Below are 18,806 nucleotides of genomic sequence, written 5' to 3' on the forward strand. Positions count from 1 at the left end.
GAAACGACGGCAATGACCAAATCACAAATTCTATCGCAAGCGTCAAGCTCAATCCTTGCGCAAGCGAAACAAGCGCCTAACTCAGCGCTAAGTCTGCTAGGTTAATCAATTTAACAAAGCAAGAAACCAAAGCCAGGCTCATCCCTGGCTTTTTGCTTATTGGCTATAACGATTCAGATGTGTCCTGACAGTATGTTCGATAAGGCATTCATATCGATTAGATGATCTCTTTAAATTCCAATGTTTCTGCGATGGTGGCGCAGAGACACCTGAGTCAAGCAGCTGCGCAAAATGTTGAGTCACAACGCAACCTAACTTCGGGGTTTCGAATCAACTCGGCGAGCGATGATGCGGCAGGTTTACAGATATCGAATACTCTCCATGTACAAACGAGAGGGCTTGATGTCGCCTTAAGAAATGCGCACGACGCTTTTTCTGTTGCTCAAACAGCGGAGGGAGCATTGCACGAAAGCAGTGACATATTGCAACGCTTACGCTCTCTGGGGCTTCAAGCAGCAAACGGCAGTTATGACTCAAGTGATCGGCAAAGTATTCAATATGAGGTCGTAGCGCTGCAAGATGAGCTTGATCGTGTCGCGATCACGACAACATTTGCGGATAAAAACCTGTTTGATGGATCTTACGGTTCACAAAGTTTCCATATTGGCGCGAACGCTAATTCAATCTCTTTGACGTTACGTAACATGCGTAGCCATATCCCAGAGATGGGAGGGCAGCATTATGTTGGTGATGCGGTCGATAAAGATTGGCGAGTCACTAAAGATAACCAAACCCTAAAAGTCGAATACCAAGACAGTAAAGGGCAAACCCAAACGGAATCCATTGGACTCAAATTGGGTGACCGCATAGAACAGGTCGCCACTTACATCAATGCTCAACAATCGATAGTGAATGCTTCAGTAACGGAAAACAACGAACTGCAATTCTTCGCTTCTACGATGAAGGCGCCAGAGGGTGTGGTTCTCGAAGGGAGTTTAGCGGATGAGCTTGATGTGAGCGCTGGTCAATTAGTCACAATGGATGACATCGATATGTCGACGGCAGGTAAGGCGCAGCTTTCAATTGGGGTGATTGATGCAGCAATTAAGTATGTTGATTCGCACCGGAGTGAAATTGGCAGCTTTCAGAACCGTGTAAACGGCTCGATGGATAACTTAAATACTGTGAATCGGAGTGTTACAGAATCCAAGAGTCGAATAAGAGATACAGACTTCGCAAGAGAATCTACGGAAATGGTGCGTTCTCAAGTGCTCCAAGATGCGACAACTGCATTACTCGCTCAAGCGAAGCAAAGGCAGAGTTCGGCACTTGGATTACTTAGCTGAGCGGATTTCATTGATGTAAGTCGATCAGAAACAAAATTTCAGGTAATAAAAAACGCTGCCAATGGCAGCGTTTTTTCGTGTTCGATTAAGTAAAAATTACTTAGTTACACGTAGAACTGGAGTTTCACCAACAGTTACAGAACCAGAAAGCTTGTTTAGCTCTTTGATTTCGTCCATGTTAGAGATAACAACTGGAGTTAGCGTTGACTTCGCTTTCTCTTCTAGAAGAGCTAGATCGAATTCAATTACAGTGTCGCCAGCTTTAACAGTTTGACCTTCTTCAGCGATACGCGTGAAGCCTTCGCCTTTTAGTTCAACTGTGTCGATACCGAAGTGAACGAAAAGCTCAACACCGTCGTCAGACTCGATAGAGAACGCGTGATTAGTTTCGAAGATCTTACCGATAGTACCGTTTACAGGAGCTACCATTTTGTTGCCTGCTGGCTTGATAGCAATACCGTCACCAACGATTTTCTCAGCGAAAACAACATCTGGCACGTCTTCGATGTTTACAATCTCACCAGAAAGTGGCGCGATGATTTCGATAGCACCAGCGTCAGCGCTGTCATCAGATACAAGCTTCTTAAGTTTGTCAAACAGACCCATTGTGTCATGCTCCTAAGGTTTGGTTTTATTCTGTCGAATTATAGTATACCAATATAGCTCATTAGACGACTTTTTTCGCCGTCTAATGGCCATTAAGTATTGAATTACTTGGTACTACCGATTACTGAGCTTTCTCAGCAATAAACTTTTCTACCACGGCTTCGATTTCTTCTGCTGTCGGTAGAGAAAGGGCTTCTTCAGCCATTGCTTTCACTTCTGCGAAGTTAGAGTTACGAACAACTTTCTTCACTTTAGGGATTGAAATGCCGCTCATTGAGAACTCGTCCAGACCCATACCTAGAAGTAGAAGTGTTGCACGCTCGTCACCTGCAAGTTCACCACACATACCAGTCCATTTACCTTCTGCGTGAGAAGCGTCGATAACTTGCTTGATCACTGTAAGTACAGCTGGTGATAGTGGGTTGTATAGGTGAGAAATCATCTCGTTACCACGGTCAACCGCTAGCGTGTACTGAGTTAGGTCGTTTGTACCGATAGAGAAGAAAGACACTTCCTTCGCTAAGTGGTGTGCGATCGCAGCAGCAGCAGGAGTTTCAACCATAACACCGATTTCGATGTTTTCGTCGAACGCGTGGCCTTCAGCGCGTAGCTCTTCTTTGTACTCTTCGATCGCTTTCTTAAGCTCACGGATTTCTTCGACAGAGATGATCATTGGGAACATGATACGCAGTTTGCCGTGTGCAGAAGCACGTAGGATGCCACGTAGCTGATCACGAAGGATTTCACGACGATCTAGACTGATACGTACAGCACGCCAACCTAGGAATGGGTTCATCTCTTTTGGAAGATCCATGTATGGGAGATCTTTATCGCCGCCGATATCCATAGTACGGATGATCACAGCTTGACCGTTCATTGCTTCCGCAACTTCTTTGTACGCTTGGTACTGTTCTTCTTCAGTTGGTAGCGCAGTACGGTCCATAAATAGGAATTCAGTACGGTACAGACCAACACCTTCACCGCCGTTACGAAGGATACCGTCACAGTCTTTCACTGTACCGATGTTACCGCAAACTTCTACACGGTGACCGTCAGTCGTTTCTGCGTGTAGGTCTTTCAGTTTCGCTAGCTCTTCTTTTTCAGCTAGGAATGCTGCTTTAACCGCTTTCGCTTCTTCTAGCTCAGCTTCTGATGGGTTAACAACAATCTTGTTGTTCATTGCGTCAAGAATCAGCATGTCGCCATTCTTAACTTTCTTCGTGATGTCGTTAGTACCAACGATAGCTGGAAGCTCAAGTGAGCGAGCCATGATTGAAGTGTGAGATGTACGACCGCCGATATCACAAGCAAAACCAAGCACGTAGTCTAGGTTGATTTGTGCAGTTTCAGATGGCGTTAGGTCGTAAGCAACAAGAATTACTTCTTCGTTGATATCGCTAAGCGAAACAATGTTGATGCCTAGTGCGTTCTTAACAAAACGAGAACCGATATCGCGGATGTCAGTTGCACGCTCTTTTAAGTATTCGTCGTCTAGAGACTCAAGAGCACATGCTTGCTCTTCGATCACTGAGTGGATAGCGTGATCAGCAGTCATCTTGTCGTTTTTGATAAGTGCTAGGATTTCCTCTTCTAGCTCTTCGTCTTCAAGAAGCATGATGTGACCTTCAAAGATCGCTTCTTTTTCTTCGCCAAACGTTTCAAGCGCTTTTTGCTTGATAGTTTCTAGCTGAGCTGCAGATTTGTTACGAGCGTCAAAGAAACGCTGAACTTCAGCTTCTACTTGATCGTCAGAAATAGTGTTTGTGTTTAGGACAATTTCATCTTCTTGAAGTAGTAGTGCTTTACCGATTGCAATACCAGGAGATGCTAGGATGCCTGAAATCATAGCCTTACCTTAAGTTTGGTCAACTTTATAAAACGGGAGAATAATGGGTGCGCTAACGAATAGTTTTAGCTTAGTTTTGAGCCTATTTCCAACGAAGCCATTTTGCTTTCACAAAATGGCTTCTGGAGTAGGAGACCGGATTAGTGTAGTTGGTCCATTAGAGCAACTAGGTGGTCAACTGCTTGCTGAGCTTGTGGGCCTTCAGCAGAAATAGTAACTTGAGTACCTTTTACTAGGCCTAGTGTTTGTAGTTTGAACAGGCTCTTAGCGCTAGCGCTTTTACCGTTAGAAGTCACAGTGATGTCTGCGTCGAATGCTTTTGCTTCTTTAACAAACTGTGCAGCTGGACGAGTGTGAAGGCCGTTTTCTGCTGTGATTTCTACTTGCTTCTCGTACATGTGATATACCCCAATAAATGTATTTTTTTGTTAGTTTGTGACCAGATTTTAGCTTAACTGCTTTACATCTTGTGCGCTAGCACGGGAAGAGTTCAAAGCGCGTCAGTTCTGATACTAGTCAAAAGTTTGGTAACTACGCAACTGTTTGCGTGCGTAATCACTTTGAAACCTTTTTGTGTTCTGCTTCTTTATTTTGAAGCTAGAAATAAAACACCCTGATATTACCAAAGGTAGGGCAGGGATCAACAAAAAAGCCCCTAAACGGGGCTTTTTTAAACTAAAAATTGATTTGAACACATATTATTGTTGGTTCTCTTTTTCGGTAAAGATACCTGCAAAGAGTGCTGTACTTAGGTAACGCTCACCGGAACTTGGCAAGACAGTTACAATTGTTTTTCCTTCAAATTCAGGTAGTTCTGCAAGTCGGTTCGCTGCAACAACCGCTGCGCCAGATGAGATACCAGCTAGGATACCTTCCTCTTCCATTAGGCGACGAGCCATCTCAATCGCTTCTTCTGAGGTAACTTGCTCAACACGGTCAATAATGTCTAAATCGAGGTTACCAGGGATGAAACCAGCACCGATACCTTGAATTTTGTGTGGGGCAGGTTGGATTTCTTCGCCAGCAAGTGCTTGTGCAATAACCGGAGACTCTGCTGGCTCAACTGCAACAGAAGTGATGGCTTTGCCTTTTTCACCTTTGATGTAACGGCTTGTACCTGTGATAGTACCGCCCGTACCAACACCAGCAACGAATACGTCGATTTCACCGTCTGTCGCTTCCCAAATCTCAGGGCCCGTAGTCTTTTCGTGGATTTCTGGGTTCGCTGGGTTGTCAAATTGTTGAAGAAGTAGGTACTTCTCAGGGTTGCTTGCTACGATTTCTTCTGCTTTAGCAATCGCCCCTTTCATGCCTTTCGCCGCTTCAGTCAGCTCAAGGTTCGCGCCTAGTGCTTTTAGTAGCTTACGGCGTTCTAGGCTCATTGATTCAGGCATGGTCAATGTTAGCTTGTAACCGCGAGCAGCCGCTACGAATGCTAGAGCAACACCTGTGTTACCACTGGTAGGTTCTACAAGCTCTACACCTGGCTTAAGAAGGCCCGCTTTCTCTGCTTCCCAAATCATGTTTGCACCGATACGGCACTTAACACTGAAGCTAGGGTTACGCGCTTCAATTTTCGCGAGAACTTTGCCTTTACTTACTTTGTTTAGACGAACGAGAGGTGTATTACCAATAGTAAGAGAGTTATCTTCGTAGATTTTGCTCATAGTGATGTTCCTTCATTACACGTTGTGTGAATATGGATAGAAGAATATGCGGTATGAAAAAAAGGGAAAAGGATTAAAAAGTTATATCTTATTAGGTTGGCCCAGAACTTGATAAAAGAAAAGGGAAAAGCTGGCGCTGATCCCTTTCCTTAATCTCTAATCGACTATCGTTGGTGCTTAAACTCCGCGACCCACATAGCGGTTGCACCACATATTGCTACAGGCATGACAATGAGGTTCAAAATTGGGATCGTCGTAAATACAGACACCAATACCCCAAAGCCATAGGCCTTACCTTGCTTTTGTTTCAATTTGTAACGCATGTTGTTAAATGGGATTTTGTGGTTATCAAACGGGTAGTCACAATATTGAATCGCGAGCATCCAGGCGGTAAAGATAAACCATAAAAATGGGCCTACTGTTTGTCCAAGGGCAGGGATGAGCAATAACAGGAATAGGCCTATTGCTTTAGGTAAAATGTAAAGGAGCTTTCTCCACTCACGAGCTAAAACGCGAGGAACATCTTTCAGGACGGCAGTGAAACCATCATCATTTACTTTTTGTCCCGTTAAGTACTCTTCCACTTTTTCAGCCAAGAGGCCATTGAATGGCGCGGCGATAAAGTTCGCGAGCGTGCTGAAAAAATAGGAGAAGGTAGCGAGTATCGTTAGAGCGAGTAAAGGCCAAAGAATGTAAGTTAACCAGGATAAAAACTCAGGCAGCTGCCCAATCCAGCCTTCTATCCATATATTAAGGTTTGAAAATAGATAGAAGATGGCACCACCTACAAGCAAGATATTTGCAAGTAGAGGTAAGATGACAAAGCGCCTGATTTTAGGGGCTAGTGCCAATTGTATCCCGTATAGAAAATAACCGAACCCGGTTCTCTGCTGATTGTTTTTCTTCATGTCTATTTTGGCTTCGTGTAAATGAAAACTCATTGTACCTGTGAGGACTTTTCTTTCAAAGCCCTGACAAATGACGTCTTGTTAAGTGGAATCGTGGCAAGAATCACAACAAAAAACGGAACTTCTTGCATTAAGTTGTTCTAAATCTACATATAGTTTTGGTAAAGTAAACGTATCATTCAGATTTATTGCACTTGGGTTGCTGCTCAAGGAACTGCGAGTAGTAAAAACAAGTATATTGAGAGTAAATAATGCAGGAATTGCGATTCGTACTCATTGTTGTTGGCGCATTAGCCATCGCGGCATTACTGTTTCATGGTTTATGGAGCAGTAAAAAAGAAGGCAAAGCAAAGTTTGGTAACAAGCCACTTGGTAAGCTGGATGTTGACCAAGAAGACAAAAATGATCTTGTTGAGAAAGAACGAGACTTCGCTCCCGCTCCTGAAGATGACTTTGAGATCATTCGCAAAGATCGCAAAGAACCAGATTTTGGGATGGCGAGTTCTTTCGACAACAAGTTTGAATCTGACCCGTTATTCGGTGGTCCATCTGAAGTCAAACAGACGCAGCAGGAGCCGGATGACATCCCTTCATTTGTTGCAGAAAAAGATAAAGAAGAGGACGTTGAGCCTGTTGTTCAAGCAACAGTAGCTGAAGAGCCATTCCAGCCTGCTGTGGAAGAAGAAGTTATTCCCGCCGCGTTTGATATTACGGAGAAAGAACAGCAAGTCGAAACGGTTAGTGAGCCTGTCGTTGCAGAGCCTAAGGAAGAGCCAAAGCCAGAACCTGAAATGCAAGTGATTGTATTGAATGTGCACTGTGCTGGTGAAGAGCCATTTGTTGGTACTGCTTTATTTGAAAGTATGCAACAAAACGGTCTAATTTATGGCGAGATGGATATTTTCCATCGTCATGTCGACTTGTCCGGTAACGGCAAAGTGCTGTTTAGCGTCGCTAATATGATGCACCCTGGTACGTTTGAACATGCTGATCCTGCTGAGTTTACAACGAAGGGTATTTCATTCTTCATGACATTGCCTTGTTATGGCGAGGCTGAACAGAACTTCAACTTAATGCTCCGAACTGCGCAGCAAATTGCTGATGACTTAGGTGGTAACGTACTTGATGACCAGCGCAACTTAATGACGCCAGATCGTTTAGCATCTTATCGACGTCAAATAGTTGAGTTTAATGCCGCTAACGCATAATCTTAACAGCAAATAATAATAGGGCTCCGGATGGAGCCCTTTTTCTTGGATTTCCCAACCTCACCGATTGAAAATACACGGGGCTTTACTATGTCTGAATCAGTACTTCAGCGACTAGAAGAACTAAAAGAGTCGTTGCATTACCACGCTGTGCGTTACTACGTGGAAGATAACCCAGAGATCCCTGATGCCGAGTACGACCGTTTAATGCGAGAGTTACTGGATATTGAAGCTGAGAACCCTGACTTAATAACCGTAGACTCGCCAAGCCAACGTGTCGGTGGGCAACCTCTCTCTGCGTTTAGCCAAGTGACACATGAAGTACCGATGCTTTCGCTTGATAACGCGTTTGATGATAGTGAACTCGATAGTTTCCACAAGCGCGCACAAGAGCGCGTGGGCAGCCAGAGTGTGAAAGAATACTGTTGTGAGCCTAAATTGGATGGACTCGCCGTAAGTTTGTTATATGAGAATGGCGTTTTAGTTCAGGCGGCCACTCGAGGCGATGGTACTACGGGTGAAAACATCACAGAGAATGTGCGTACGATTAAAGCTATTCCTTTAAAACTCAGAGGTAATGACTGGCCAAATCGTCTTGAAGTTCGTGGTGAAGTCTTTATGCCGAAAGCTGGGTTTGAAAAGCTCAATGAATTAGCAAGGAAGAAAGGCGAGAAAATCTTTGTTAATCCACGTAACGCTGCGGCAGGTAGCTTACGACAATTGGATTCACGTATTACGGCTTCTCGTCCGCTTAGCTTCTATGCATACAGTGTAGGCGTGGTGCAAGGTGCAGAATTGGCAGCAAGTCATTACGAACGCTTTTTGCAAATCAAATCTTGGGGACTGCCAATGTGTCCGGAAACTAAGCGAGTTGAAAGCTTGGCGGATGTAAAAGCTTACTACCAAGATATATTGCAGCGTCGTGATGCCCTCCCTTATGAGATCGATGGTGTCGTTATTAAAATTGACGATATTGCCGTGCAAGAGCGTCTGGGTTTTGTTGCTCGCGCTCCACGTTGGGCGATTGCCTACAAATTTCCAGCTCAGGAAGAAATGACGACACTGAATGAAGTGGAGTTCCAAGTCGGTCGCACTGGTGCGATTACACCTGTTGCTAAACTAGAGCCTGTATTTGTTGGTGGGGTAACGGTAAGTAATGCGACGCTTCATAACGCAGATGAGATAGAACGTCTGCAAGTCAAGATTGGTGATCACGTTGTGATCCGCCGTGCTGGCGATGTTATTCCGCAAGTCGTTTCTGTCATCAAAGAGCGTCGACCAGAAACAGCTCGAGATATTGTTTTCCCAACTCAGTGTCCTGTTTGTGGTTCGCATGTTGAGCGGATCGAAGGAGAAGCGGTAACACGTTGTATGGGGGGCTTAGTTTGCCAAGCCCAACGCAAACAAGCGCTAAAACACTTTGTTTCTCGTAAAGCGTTAGACGTTGACGGTTTAGGCGATAAAGTGATCGAGCAGCTTGTTGATCGTGAGATGGTGAAAACTCCTGCTGACTTATTTAAGTTATCAGCGGGGATTTTAACCGTACTAGATCGCATGGGACCAAAGTCTGCGCAGAATATTGTGAATGCGTTAGAAAAATCCAAAGAAACAACTTTACCTCGGTTTTTGTATTCACTGGGGATCCGTGAAGTTGGCGAGGCAACCGCAGCAAACTTAGCAATGCACTTTAAAACGTTGGGAGCGATCCAAAATGCTACCGAAGAGCAGTTGATTGAAGTGCAAGACATCGGTGCTGTGGTTGCTCAACATATTACGACTTTCTTTAGTGAAGAACAGAACCAAGCGGTGGTTAAAGATTTGCTTGAACAAGGAATTCATTGGCCAGAGATTAATACTACTGAGCAGGTGGGGGAATTACCATTAGAAGGTAAAACAGTAGTATTAACGGGAACACTTTCTCAACTGGGGCGTACAGAAGCCAAAGAAGCCCTCCAAGCACTGGGGGCTAAAGTGACGGGTAGTGTTTCTAAGAAAACCGATATTTTGTTTGCTGGTGAAAATGCAGGTTCGAAGCTCGCAAAGGCACAAGAACTGGGTATCGAAATTAAAACAGAACAAGACTTACTCGAATTGATGAATTAAGTCTTCTCAAAAAAGCTAAAAAATAACTAAAAGCCCCGTATGGTAAGCATGCGGGGCTTTTTCTTGTTCATAATTAAGTGTTTTTTTATTGAGTAATTGATGCCTTTGTTCTTTTCAGTGATCAAGATCGAACCTTGGGGTATTGGTTTTTTTGGCTTTTTTAGTCTGCGAGTGACTTCAAGTTGATACTTTCAGGCTAAATTTAAATGTTTGATTTTAAATGATATTTTGTTGAGTTGTGTTGGTGTTGTTAAAAATAAGATCTGGATCAATAAGTTATATGGAACTTTGGAGTGGCTCATATTTTTTTAGAAAAAAAATAAGTTCCATTTGGATGTTTTTAGCTGCGAAGTTAGTCTTAATCACGTGGATACACGGTGTGTATGCAGGAACTAAAAAAAGCCAAATTAGAAATAATTAGGTTTGATCAGGAATTTACTTCTCTCCTTCGGCGGCCAACTAAAGGTGAGATAGAAAAATACAGCTATATCCATTTTTAGGAGTTTTTCCATGGACAAATTTTTTAAGGTTTCAGCGTTAACCGCAGCAATGTTTGGTGTTGTTGCTGTCGCTCCAGCTACAGCGTCTACTGAAAGTGCAGCAGGTGGCGAGTACGTAGAGAAAGTGAACGAATTTATGCAAGACTCAAGTCTGAATGCATTATTCATAGTTGATACTCGTTCACGAACTCGTACAACAGGTAAGCCCGGCGGTGAAAATGGTGACCGTTGGAGTCGTCTAAACTACTCTTCTTACAACGCAATTTTAGACTTCACTTCTGGCTACCACGATGGTTGGGTGGGCGCTGATGTTGCGGCTTACTACTCTGGCGATCTTTACAACGATAGTCTTTACAATTCAAACGAAGGCTACCTATGTAACGAAATCTCAACTTGTAACAACCTAGACTGGGGTGCAGGTGATGGTCAGCAGCTTAAAGTTTACAAAGCAGCGCTGAAATTCAAAGCAAACGAAAACTTTAATGCTCGTTTCGGTATGTTACAGGCTGGTGGTAACGGTACAATCGGTAACGTTTGGAGCTTTGTACCTGGTACTTACCGTGGTTTCGAACTAAACGCTAAACTTGGTGATTTCAACCTAAGCTACTTTGGCGCAGACCAATTTACAGCACCTTGGCTGCTTCACGAAGATGATTACGCACCAGCGCTTTGGTCTGACACTTCATGGAGCTACCTACACTCTCTAGGCCTAAACGGTAACCTAACTGACAGCTTGTTTATGCAACTTGGTTTGGGTCAAGCTACTGGCGTTCAATATGCAAATGGTGTTGACTGGGGTGCAGGTCAAGTAACTAGCTACCACAACGAAACTGACAACACTTCTTACAAGGCTTACTTGAAGTACACTGTTAGTGACCGTACAACTCTAGCATTTGATTTCTACGGTGTTGACGATGATGTGAAATACGATGGTCTAGGTTTCCACACTGGTCTATCTTTGAATCAATCTTTCGGCAAGCTAGCTTGGATGTCTGAGTTGCGCTACACAGACACAGATAACCGTGCGGACTTCGTTCCTCGTACTATTCATACATATGGTATGAACAATGGTACTTGGTCTCAGTGGTGGGACGCGCTGTCTGACTGGAACAAAGCGGGTGAGCTAGCATGGTACAACCGTCTATCTTACAACCAAGGTAACGGCTGGAACTACTACCTAGGCTTTGGTTACGGTACTGGCGCTGACTCTGCAGCAAGCGGAGCATCAGGTGACTGGGATTACGAAAGCGAATACGCAGTTAACGCAACAGTATCTTACTCACTACAAAGTGGCGCGCTTAAAGGTTCTACCATTCGTTTACACGGTACAATCCTAGAACGTGATGAGTACGCAGGTGCTGGCGATGCGGATGAAACAGACTTACGTCTACAAGTTCTTATCCCTTACAGCTTCCACTAATACTTAATTAGATAATAAAAGGAGCCGCTAGGCTCCTTTTCTATTTCACTTCTCGGCCGTCGTATATTTTGCAATATAACGGTGGCAACATATGTACATTACCGTTTGGCAACTCACACTTTATCGCTGGGCCTAACGTACGACCACCGGATGCACCATTAGCATGAGTGGTTAACGGAATTATGGCAAAAGATATTACTAATAGACCAGATAAAAATCTCATAATCATCACCTTAATATAAACTTTAAAAATCTACGTACTTGTGTAAACCGTGACTACGCAGAAAGGCAAGGTTTAATAGGGCTCTTATATCAAACTAAGCTCTTACTTCTTTACTATTCCCATTCCCCACCTCTAAATCGACACATTTCACTTGGAATATTCGTAACGTCGCCACTTGGCATCTTACATTCGACTATAGGTCCCAAATTAGTTGTACCGCCGTTTCCGTTGTTGTAGGCAAAGGAAGAAAAAGAAAAAATACCGCACAACATTAAAAAGAGAAGCTTATTCATAGTACATCCTCTTACTTACCAAATAAAAAGCACTCAACTTAAATGCTTATGCGTTAAGTATGTATCCGAGGATAAAAAGATCAAAAAATAATTCAATAAAGTTTTATTTTTTAAAATAAATTTAGATCGATAATTTACCTAAATATATTTCTATCTTATTGATTGTCGTGTGTTGAATAATTAAATAATAGGAAATGGTAGGTAGGGTATTAATAATATTACTAATACTTATTTTTTTCTCGATTTTAATTAAGGTAATGAAATGAAAGCAGTTGTTTAGATTAAAGTAATGGAGCATGATTTGCCCCATTACTTTGGCATAAATTAATTAGAATCAGGCTCAATGATTAAAATAATACCTTCAACATCGGTGATTCTTACGCGGGTACCGGCTGGAAGTGCTTGATCCGATTGTGCGGACCATGTGGTATCGGCTACCTTGATGCGATTGAGCCCGACGGAAAAGTCTTCTTCAAGGATAAGAGTACGCCCAATTAACTGCTTGTACTTTTGGTTCAGATCTCTTTCTTGGTCTTCTTGCTTGTCTTTAGACCATTGTCGTCGCCACCAAAGCCAGGTGGTGATTAAGCTGAAGCTTGCAAAGCAAAGCCATTGCAATTGCCAGCTCATTGGCAAAACGGTCATGAGTGCTCCAACGATAAGTGCAGACATCCCGAGCCAGAGAAAATACCCTGCGGTACCAAGTAGCTCAACTGCTAAAAGAGCAAAGCCAAACGCTAGCCAATGCCAGAAAGAGATACCTTCCAACAAACTAAAAAAGTCCATAAATTATTCTTTATCTTGCTGTTTAAACATTTCTGCTATCCCTGCAACCGAGCCCATTAGTCCGGTTGCTTCTAATGGAAGCATAATGATTTTACCATTTTCGGCTTGACCAATGCTTTTGATCGCTTCGGTATAACCCTGTGCAATGAAGTAATTGACGGCTTGCATGTCACCTTTTGCAATGGCTTCGGAAACCATGTAAGTCGCTTTTGCTTCTGCTTGCGCGGCACGCTCACGTGCTTCTGCATGGAGAATAGCAGACTGCTTTTCGCCTTCAGCTTTTAATATCTCTGATTGTTTATGACCTTCGGCCTTTAATATCTCAGCTTGGCGAACCCCTTCTGCTTCAAGAATTTCCGCACGCTTATTACGCTCGGCTTTCATTTGCGCATTCATTGCAGCGGTCAGATCGGCTGGTGGCTGGACATCTTTAATCTCAATTCGTGTGACTTTTACGCCCCAAGGGTTTGTTGCTTGGTCAACAATCGCCAACAGCTTAGAGTTGATCATGTCGCGTTGGCTCAGCATTTCGTCCAGTTCCATTGAACCTAAAACGGTACGAATGTTGGTAAGGGTCAAGTTTCTAATAGCGTGTTCTAAATCGTTGACTTCATAAGCCGCTTTGGCAGCATCGATCACTTGAACAAATCCGACAGCGTCAATAACCACGTTAGCGTTATCTTTTGAAATGACCTCTTGCGCAGGAATATCGAGAACGCGCTCCATCATATTTACTTTTTGACCAACTTTATCAACGAATGGAATGATCAAGTTTAAACCCGGCTTTAATGTGTGGGTGTAGCGTCCGAAGCGTTCAACTGTCCAGTTGTTTCCTTGCGGAACCGTTTTAATGGCTGAAGATAAGATAACGACAGCAAGAACGACGAAAATACCGATGGTGATCAGTGAATCAATTGGCATGAGTTATTCCCTTAAGTGCATAATGTTCGATCCATTTTTACCTATTTATAGACAATAGACAATTGAAGTTCTGAGACCTTTGAGAGGTTATTGGTTTTTTATATGACAAAGGCCGGAAACACCGGCCTTTGTCATGGCATGGTTTTACTCTCGCTATTTTGCGGGGTATTCAATCCAACTTGAACCATCAAGAGAAACATAATACTTCCCTTGTACTTCAATCACAGTAGAGCCTGAGTTCTGCGCGACAACTCGTGTTTCTGGTAGGTTCTCTGTCAATATTGAAGGGCTAAACGTCTTACTTTGATAAATGTTTTTATCCAGGATATTCGAAACGAGCTGCGACAATGCCAGATAGCTAGATGGCTCGCTTACGTGTTCGGTGTCGCCCTGACGCTGAATTCCTTCTCCGAAGATTTTAATTCCTACCGGTGTATGAATGATTGTCGGTGCAGGAATTTCTCGCATACCTGAAATTTGCATGCGGTCTCCTCGCATACCACCACCATGTTCTGGTACCAAAGCGACAACGATGTTGCGTTTTGAGGACTTTAAGGTTTTAAAGAACGCGTGGAGGTCATCAAGCAAATTCTTAAGGCGCATTTTGTAGCTAGCAATAGATGTGCTTGAGTTCGCATTGATGATCCTGTTGCCATCATGTAGTGAAATTGAGTTGTAGAGTGCCACGACTTTGTCATCACTACTGTTAAGTCTTTGCTGCCACCAGTTATCCAATACTTGCTTATCGCGGAAGATCGAAGAGCCATCAAAAGATTTTTGGTAAGGAGTTAAGTCTTCTTGAGACATAAGAGCCGCTTGTAAGTCGCCGTCTTTTTTGATCAATTCAAGGAAGCTATCAAAGACACCATTGTGGTTCATCAGTAAATTTTCTGTGAAGCCTAGTTCTTTCAAACTTTCGAACAAGTAGCACTGCTTTGATGGTGCTGGCTGGAACAGTTGACTGTGTTCTTGTTGACCACAATTGGCTCGTAGCAGACGAATGACAGCAGGCCCACTGTATGACGTAGCGGAGCTAAAATTGTCGAACATGATGTCAAACTCTTTGAACAGAGGATGATCAGCCAGTCCTGCAATTTCGATGTCATCCCACGCGACCGAACAAATACTCAAGAACAGCAAATCAAAAGGAGCATCCATTGCGCTGTTGGTATCGAATGTTACATGTCGGGAAGCTTCTTTAGAAAAGAAATCTGCAGTTAACGTGTTGAGACTGGCATCATTAATTTCCGTTATTTGAGGTTGTTTGCTAGCAGTAACCTCGGTTGTTGGCTGTTGTTGGGCTACTTCTGCAGCCACTGTTGTCTGAGGTTCAGTCGTCATAGGAATACTTATATAGATCATCGCAATAACCACAAAGACTGAAACCCTAACAAACTTGCTCAAAATAAAGTACGCACCACACAAAGCGAGCAATCCGAGTATTGCTTGGAATGATAAAAATCGTCCCAAAAGCTCGACCAGATAACTCGATTCAAACTGCATTAACTGTCCCGCTTGAGCCCAAAGACGGTTTAGAGGAGGTAGGTAAGAATCGTAATGCAAGAGCCACGCTGCGGCGACAAATGAAACGATATGGCGCACCGCATTTAGGCTTTTCATCGAGATAGGAAGCAGGATGAAGATCAACAGCGCAAAGTTTTCCATTGGATGGAAATCGATGATTCCTTGAAAATAGAGCGCTGTTTTTGCGATAAAGTAAATGTTCCACCAGCCCAATCCTATAGTGAGGGGGGTAGAGTCATGAGAATGCGATGTCATTACTTAAGCTTCTTGGTGTTAGTGGCTGATGTATCTAGCTCAAAATAGCGCGAGCGTTTTAAGTGTTTGTGGTAAAAGCGTCGGGTAGCGTTTACTAGGTCACGTAGAAAGTATCCTAGGAGTAGGCCAATACCTGAACTGATACACACGGTCAGTAAAAAATCGTTAATATTCATGAACGTTCCTTGAGATCAATGGTTTTTTTCACAGCAAACAAAGGAGGAACATCAGTAATGGAGTTAGTGGCGGTATGGAATATTTTCCTCTCTGTCGCCAGAGCTGAAACGTCGTCGGATATGACAGCGGCATCTTGAACGATGAATTTTAACTCTGTTTCGATATCTAGTTGGGTATCAAACGTGTGGGTCGAGTGAAATAGGTCTCTCACTGGGAACTCAAATATATTGTTTAGCGCAATATCAATATCGCTTTGTCGAATAGCACTGAACACGACATATAGAGCTTTGTTGCAGGCTGTCACAACGTCGCCATCTCTTCGAATATGACAAAGACGTAAACATTCCTCTGCAGTCATACCTGGCAATAAGTTCAGCTTTATAAGTGCAAAGTTCACACTTGAGTGTGTTGAGTGGGAAATGACGTCAATACAGTATTGACTAAAGTCCTGATTTTGTAAGTAGCCTTTGCTACCAAACTCAAAGTCATATTTTAAGAGCGCCTCTAAACTTTCAGGAATTGGGCGTGTAAGCATTTGGCCTTGAATTGCTTCAACCTGAGTCATAAAGCGCATGTGGGGGATTTGCGCGTGAGAAATGAAGTTTGCCCCCGCGCGAAGCAAGAACTTTTCATCTGCATATCTCAGACATTGTTGGGTCTCCCTGACAATAATCTTTAGTCGACGGCCATATGCGGACCTTAAACGGTAGCAATCTAACGCGATCTGTTGAACTTCGCTTTGGTTATCGCAGCTGAAAATAATCGTTGAAGAGCGAAGGTTGTCTAGCATCGCTATGAGTCCTTGATTGCTCTCTGCCACACGCATCCCTTTTGGGGCTTTCACGCTTTCTCTGAAAGCTCTTCTGCTGACATAGATTCTATCGCTATCCGATTTGTCTTCTGGCATGACATGAGATTGATGCGTTTCATAAGACGTTGCTTTTAGTGTTTTATCTTTAGTTTTAGTGAGAATGTATTCGTGTTGGGTAATTACACCGTGTTTATTGGACCAAAAATCCACAAGATAGCAGTAGCGAGCGTCATCTAATGATGTCATGGTCGCCAAACCTGCAATGTGTCTATTGTGAGAAATAAGAATGGGCTTTAATAGTGAAGTCGTCAGATGCCCATATATACAAACACTAATAGTGATTTTTTTATTATTTGCCAGCTCATTTAAGCTTTGTAGAAAGACACTTATAAAATCATCATTAGTTGATGATAGTAGCGAGTCTGGAACAACTAATAGACATGTAGAAAACTTCTTTATGTTCGTTTGGTGAATGTCTTTAGCAAGATTTATAGCTTTGGGCGTTTTTTTTGTGAATTTATGACTAAGAAAAAAACACTGTTCAAGGTAGGTTTTAGATAAGTCATTGAATTTCATTAAGGCTTCATCATTCAATGTGGACAAAAAAGTTTCTTTGTCTGTAAAGCTTGTAAGTGAAGTGTTGTCATTTTCCGGTAGTGTACTGAACAAATAATCAATAAGCATCTGTTTATGAGTAAATAAGTTTACATAAACAGAGTTTATCTCTCGTTCGTTTTTAATAGCAGATGATTCAGAGAGTGATGACATAAAGAGCCTTAAATCAATAACTTAATGTGTTTTGTGAAGCTCACAATCCGTTGTATGCTAATCGTTACAATTTTGATTTTCTTAGTGACAAGAAAATGACGCTAAGATATTAAACGAAATTGATCAGAAATTAAAATAGTTATAGCATGTGCTTCACATGATGTTTATGAGTTTAAAATCAATAGTCTCTAAGTCTATGATTATCATTTAAAATATTTAAATTTCTTATATGTATTAAATGGATGGTAACAATTCATTATTGTAATCCTTTTTCTGAAGTTAAATATGATTTAGGCCTTTGTTATTTATATGGGCTATAAATAAACTTATTCACATTCATCATCGTTCTATAAATATGAGACGCATAGGTCGATGCGTCAATTTTTTAACAATGGAATTTATACTGAAAATGATAGTGGCGGGATTGCTGTTATCTCAGTTTAAGCTCCGTTACATTGTGAAAAATTCTATGACTGAGTCTGCAAAAGATATTAATTCGATCTACTCTTCTTATAACTTAACTCAATACACGTATATTGAAACAACAGAAAACGAGTCTTACGTACAAGTTAAAAATAAGTGGCAAGTCTTCAAAGCCAACGGTGCTCGTAATGTTCTATCTTTGGTACGTAATACGCAGAAAAATTCAGAAACGGAAGCAATATGAAGCGCCTTCTATTTGTTAGTTTAAAAGGCGGCTGTGGCTCAACGACCGTCGCTGCGAATTTGGCACAAGCGTTAGTTAAGATAAATAAACAGGTACTGGCCATTGAGGTGGTGCCTAATAGTTTACTGCAAGCTCATCTTGGCTTGCCGAGGGAAGAGCAAGGAGGCTGGGCGAAACAACTTCTTTTAGATAAGCCTTGGACCCAGGCTGGTTATGAAAGCCCACAAGGTGCACTTTTTTTACCGTTTGGCCATCTGAATTCTGAGCAGTTAAAAGCGTTTTTTAATGAGCGTTCTCACTATCTATCAATGTTAGGTGAAACGACGTTGCAAGTGAGCGAAAACCGTGGTGAACAGTGGCTGCTTTTTCACGCCGACTTAGCAGAGCTTACTGATCCTGAAGTGCGATCTTTTGTCGACTCAATGGATATGATTGTGGTGGTGGTAACGGCAGACGCCTTGAGTTATCTCACTCTTCAATCTTGGCTACAACATGAAGAGCTATCGAGATTGCTTCGCTCTGATAAATTACGTTTTTTGGTGAATAAATATCAGCCAGAAACCGAAATTGGTCGTGATTTCATGTTGGTGCTGAAAAAGGAACTTAGCGAATCCTTGATTCCTGTTTCGATTCATCGAGATACGGCATTGCTTGAATGTGTGGCAAACCTGACGACCGTTCAACACTATTCGCCATCGAGCCAAGCCGCAAAAGATTTTCAGTCTTTTGCTTTTTGGTGTGTATCAGCGTTATCAAGCGCTCAGGACCAAAGCTAAT

Annotated in this window: 17 protein-coding genes; 7 read left to right on the forward strand and 10 right to left on the reverse strand. The window is 42.6% G+C overall.

Features of this window, described 5'->3' with window-relative positions; all coding sequences use genetic code 11:
* A partial coding sequence (locus R7F67_RS12900) for a flagellin (RefSeq protein ID WP_254661342.1) occupies positions 1 to 105 on the forward strand: 105 nt, incomplete at its 5' end.
* A gap of 116 nt (positions 106 to 221) precedes the next feature.
* Positions 222 to 1,346 (forward strand): flagellin, encoded by a 1,125-nt coding sequence (locus tag R7F67_RS12905; protein WP_017819971.1) that lies wholly within the window; start codon positions 222 to 224, stop codon positions 1,344 to 1,346.
* Between the two features lie 96 nt (positions 1,347 to 1,442).
* Here R7F67_RS12905 and crr read toward each other — a convergent pair whose 3' ends face one another.
* The 5 genes from crr to cysZ form a co-directional block, all read right to left on the reverse strand.
* Entirely contained in the window at positions 1,443 to 1,952 is a 510-nt protein-coding gene (crr, locus tag R7F67_RS12910) for a PTS glucose transporter subunit IIA (protein ID WP_005382041.1), read from the reverse strand.
* 121 nt (positions 1,953 to 2,073) lie between these two features.
* The gene (ptsI, locus tag R7F67_RS12915; RefSeq protein WP_005389298.1) at positions 2,074 to 3,798 is read right to left on the reverse strand and encodes a phosphoenolpyruvate-protein phosphotransferase PtsI; all 1,725 of its coding nucleotides are present in this window, start codon (positions 3,796 to 3,798) and stop codon (positions 2,074 to 2,076) included.
* 140 nt (positions 3,799 to 3,938) lie between these two features.
* Positions 3,939 to 4,196 (reverse strand): HPr family phosphocarrier protein, encoded by a 258-nt coding sequence (locus R7F67_RS12920; protein WP_005382043.1) that lies wholly within the window; start codon positions 4,194 to 4,196, stop codon positions 3,939 to 3,941.
* Positions 4,197 to 4,496: 300 nt separating this feature from the next.
* Complete coding sequence (gene cysK / locus R7F67_RS12925; RefSeq protein WP_005382045.1) at positions 4,497 to 5,465, reverse strand: cysteine synthase A; 969 nt, start codon at positions 5,463 to 5,465, stop codon at positions 4,497 to 4,499.
* A gap of 164 nt (positions 5,466 to 5,629) precedes the next feature.
* Positions 5,630 to 6,373 (reverse strand): sulfate transporter CysZ, encoded by a 744-nt coding sequence (cysZ, locus tag R7F67_RS12930; protein WP_031777216.1) that lies wholly within the window; start codon positions 6,371 to 6,373, stop codon positions 5,630 to 5,632.
* A 251-nt stretch (positions 6,374 to 6,624) separates the two neighbouring features.
* Between cysZ and zipA the strand changes: the two genes are divergently transcribed.
* The 3 genes from zipA (at position 6,625) to R7F67_RS12945 (ending at position 11,604) form a co-directional block, all read left to right on the forward strand.
* Positions 6,625 to 7,581 carry a cell division protein ZipA gene (zipA, locus tag R7F67_RS12935; RefSeq protein WP_017819969.1) on the forward strand — a complete coding sequence of 319 codons (957 nt, stop codon included), beginning with the start codon at positions 6,625 to 6,627 and terminating at the stop codon, positions 7,579 to 7,581.
* 90 nt (positions 7,582 to 7,671) lie between these two features.
* Complete coding sequence (gene ligA / locus R7F67_RS12940) at positions 7,672 to 9,684, forward strand: NAD-dependent DNA ligase LigA (RefSeq protein ID WP_017819968.1); 2,013 nt, start codon at positions 7,672 to 7,674, stop codon at positions 9,682 to 9,684.
* Between the two features lie 510 nt (positions 9,685 to 10,194).
* On the forward strand, positions 10,195 to 11,604 hold the full coding sequence (locus R7F67_RS12945) for a hypothetical protein (RefSeq protein ID WP_005382055.1): 1,410 nt from the start codon (positions 10,195 to 10,197) through the stop codon (positions 11,602 to 11,604).
* Positions 11,605 to 12,444: 840 nt separating this feature from the next.
* On the opposite strand, the gene R7F67_RS12950 is transcribed toward R7F67_RS12945, so the two are convergent.
* The 5 genes from R7F67_RS12950 to bcsE form a co-directional block, all read right to left on the reverse strand.
* Complete coding sequence (locus R7F67_RS12950) at positions 12,445 to 12,906, reverse strand: NfeD family protein (RefSeq protein ID WP_017634826.1); 462 nt, start codon at positions 12,904 to 12,906, stop codon at positions 12,445 to 12,447.
* 3 nt (positions 12,907 to 12,909) lie between these two features.
* Positions 12,910 to 13,827 (reverse strand): SPFH domain-containing protein, encoded by a 918-nt coding sequence (locus R7F67_RS12955; protein WP_005382060.1) that lies wholly within the window; start codon positions 13,825 to 13,827, stop codon positions 12,910 to 12,912.
* 153 nt (positions 13,828 to 13,980) lie between these two features.
* The gene (gene bcsG, locus R7F67_RS12960; RefSeq protein WP_054576690.1) at positions 13,981 to 15,606 is read right to left on the reverse strand and encodes a cellulose biosynthesis protein BcsG; all 1,626 of its coding nucleotides are present in this window, start codon (positions 15,604 to 15,606) and stop codon (positions 13,981 to 13,983) included.
* Positions 15,606 to 15,782 (reverse strand): hypothetical protein, encoded by a 177-nt coding sequence (locus tag R7F67_RS12965; protein WP_172797322.1) that lies wholly within the window; start codon positions 15,780 to 15,782, stop codon positions 15,606 to 15,608. Before R7F67_RS12965 ends, bcsG begins: the two co-directional genes overlap by 1 nt.
* Positions 15,779 to 17,362 carry a cellulose biosynthesis protein BcsE gene (gene bcsE, locus R7F67_RS12970; RefSeq protein ID WP_054576691.1) on the reverse strand — a complete coding sequence of 528 codons (1,584 nt, stop codon included), beginning with the start codon at positions 17,360 to 17,362 and terminating at the stop codon, positions 15,779 to 15,781. Before bcsE ends, R7F67_RS12965 begins: the two co-directional genes overlap by 4 nt.
* A 469-nt stretch (positions 17,363 to 17,831) precedes the next feature.
* On the opposite strand from bcsE, the gene R7F67_RS12975 reads away from it, so the two are divergent.
* Positions 17,832 to 18,029, forward strand: a complete 198-nt coding sequence (locus R7F67_RS12975; RefSeq protein WP_021034149.1) for a hypothetical protein — start codon at positions 17,832 to 17,834, stop codon at positions 18,027 to 18,029.
* On the forward strand, positions 18,026 to 18,805 hold the full coding sequence (gene bcsQ / locus R7F67_RS12980) for a cellulose biosynthesis protein BcsQ (protein ID WP_025767000.1): 780 nt from the start codon (positions 18,026 to 18,028) through the stop codon (positions 18,803 to 18,805). The genes R7F67_RS12975 and bcsQ overlap by 4 nt, the downstream gene beginning before the upstream one ends.
* Position 18,806 lies beyond the last annotated feature (1 nt).

Source organism: Vibrio sp. YT-17 (assembly GCF_033337375.1).
GTDB lineage: Bacteria > Pseudomonadota > Gammaproteobacteria > Enterobacterales > Vibrionaceae > Vibrio > Vibrio alginolyticus.

What these genes read in the sequence shown, in the direction of transcription:
- R7F67_RS12965 (WP_172797322.1), bottom strand. Translation starts at nt 15,782, where the DNA reads ATGAATATTAACGATTTTTTACTGACCGTGTGTATCAGTTCAGGTATT.
- cysK (WP_005382045.1), bottom strand. Translation starts at nt 5,465, where the DNA reads ATGAGCAAAATCTACGAAGATAACTCTCTTACTATTGGTAATACACCT.
- R7F67_RS12920 (WP_005382043.1), bottom strand. Translation starts at nt 4,196, where the DNA reads ATGTACGAGAAGCAAGTAGAAATCACAGCAGAAAACGGCCTTCACACT.
- R7F67_RS12945 (WP_005382055.1), top strand. Translation starts at nt 10,195, where the DNA reads ATGGACAAATTTTTTAAGGTTTCAGCGTTAACCGCAGCAATGTTTGGT.
- R7F67_RS12955 (WP_005382060.1), bottom strand. Translation starts at nt 13,827, where the DNA reads ATGCCAATTGATTCACTGATCACCATCGGTATTTTCGTCGTTCTTGCT.
- R7F67_RS12950 (WP_017634826.1), bottom strand. Translation starts at nt 12,906, where the DNA reads ATGGACTTTTTTAGTTTGTTGGAAGGTATCTCTTTCTGGCATTGGCTA.
- cysZ (WP_031777216.1), bottom strand. Translation starts at nt 6,373, where the DNA reads ATGAAGAAAAACAATCAGCAGAGAACCGGGTTCGGTTATTTTCTATAC.
- bcsE (WP_054576691.1), bottom strand. Translation starts at nt 17,362, where the DNA reads ATGTCATCACTCTCTGAATCATCTGCTATTAAAAACGAACGAGAGATA.
- R7F67_RS12975 (WP_021034149.1), top strand. Translation starts at nt 17,832, where the DNA reads ATGACTGAGTCTGCAAAAGATATTAATTCGATCTACTCTTCTTATAAC.
- ptsI (WP_005389298.1), bottom strand. Translation starts at nt 3,798, where the DNA reads ATGATTTCAGGCATCCTAGCATCTCCTGGTATTGCAATCGGTAAAGCA.
- R7F67_RS12905 (WP_017819971.1), top strand. Translation starts at nt 222, where the DNA reads ATGATCTCTTTAAATTCCAATGTTTCTGCGATGGTGGCGCAGAGACAC.
- zipA (WP_017819969.1), top strand. Translation starts at nt 6,625, where the DNA reads ATGCAGGAATTGCGATTCGTACTCATTGTTGTTGGCGCATTAGCCATC.
- bcsG (WP_054576690.1), bottom strand. Translation starts at nt 15,606, where the DNA reads ATGACATCGCATTCTCATGACTCTACCCCCCTCACTATAGGATTGGGC.
- bcsQ (WP_025767000.1), top strand. Translation starts at nt 18,026, where the DNA reads ATGAAGCGCCTTCTATTTGTTAGTTTAAAAGGCGGCTGTGGCTCAACG.
- crr (WP_005382041.1), bottom strand. Translation starts at nt 1,952, where the DNA reads ATGGGTCTGTTTGACAAACTTAAGAAGCTTGTATCTGATGACAGCGCT.
- ligA (WP_017819968.1), top strand. Translation starts at nt 7,672, where the DNA reads ATGTCTGAATCAGTACTTCAGCGACTAGAAGAACTAAAAGAGTCGTTG.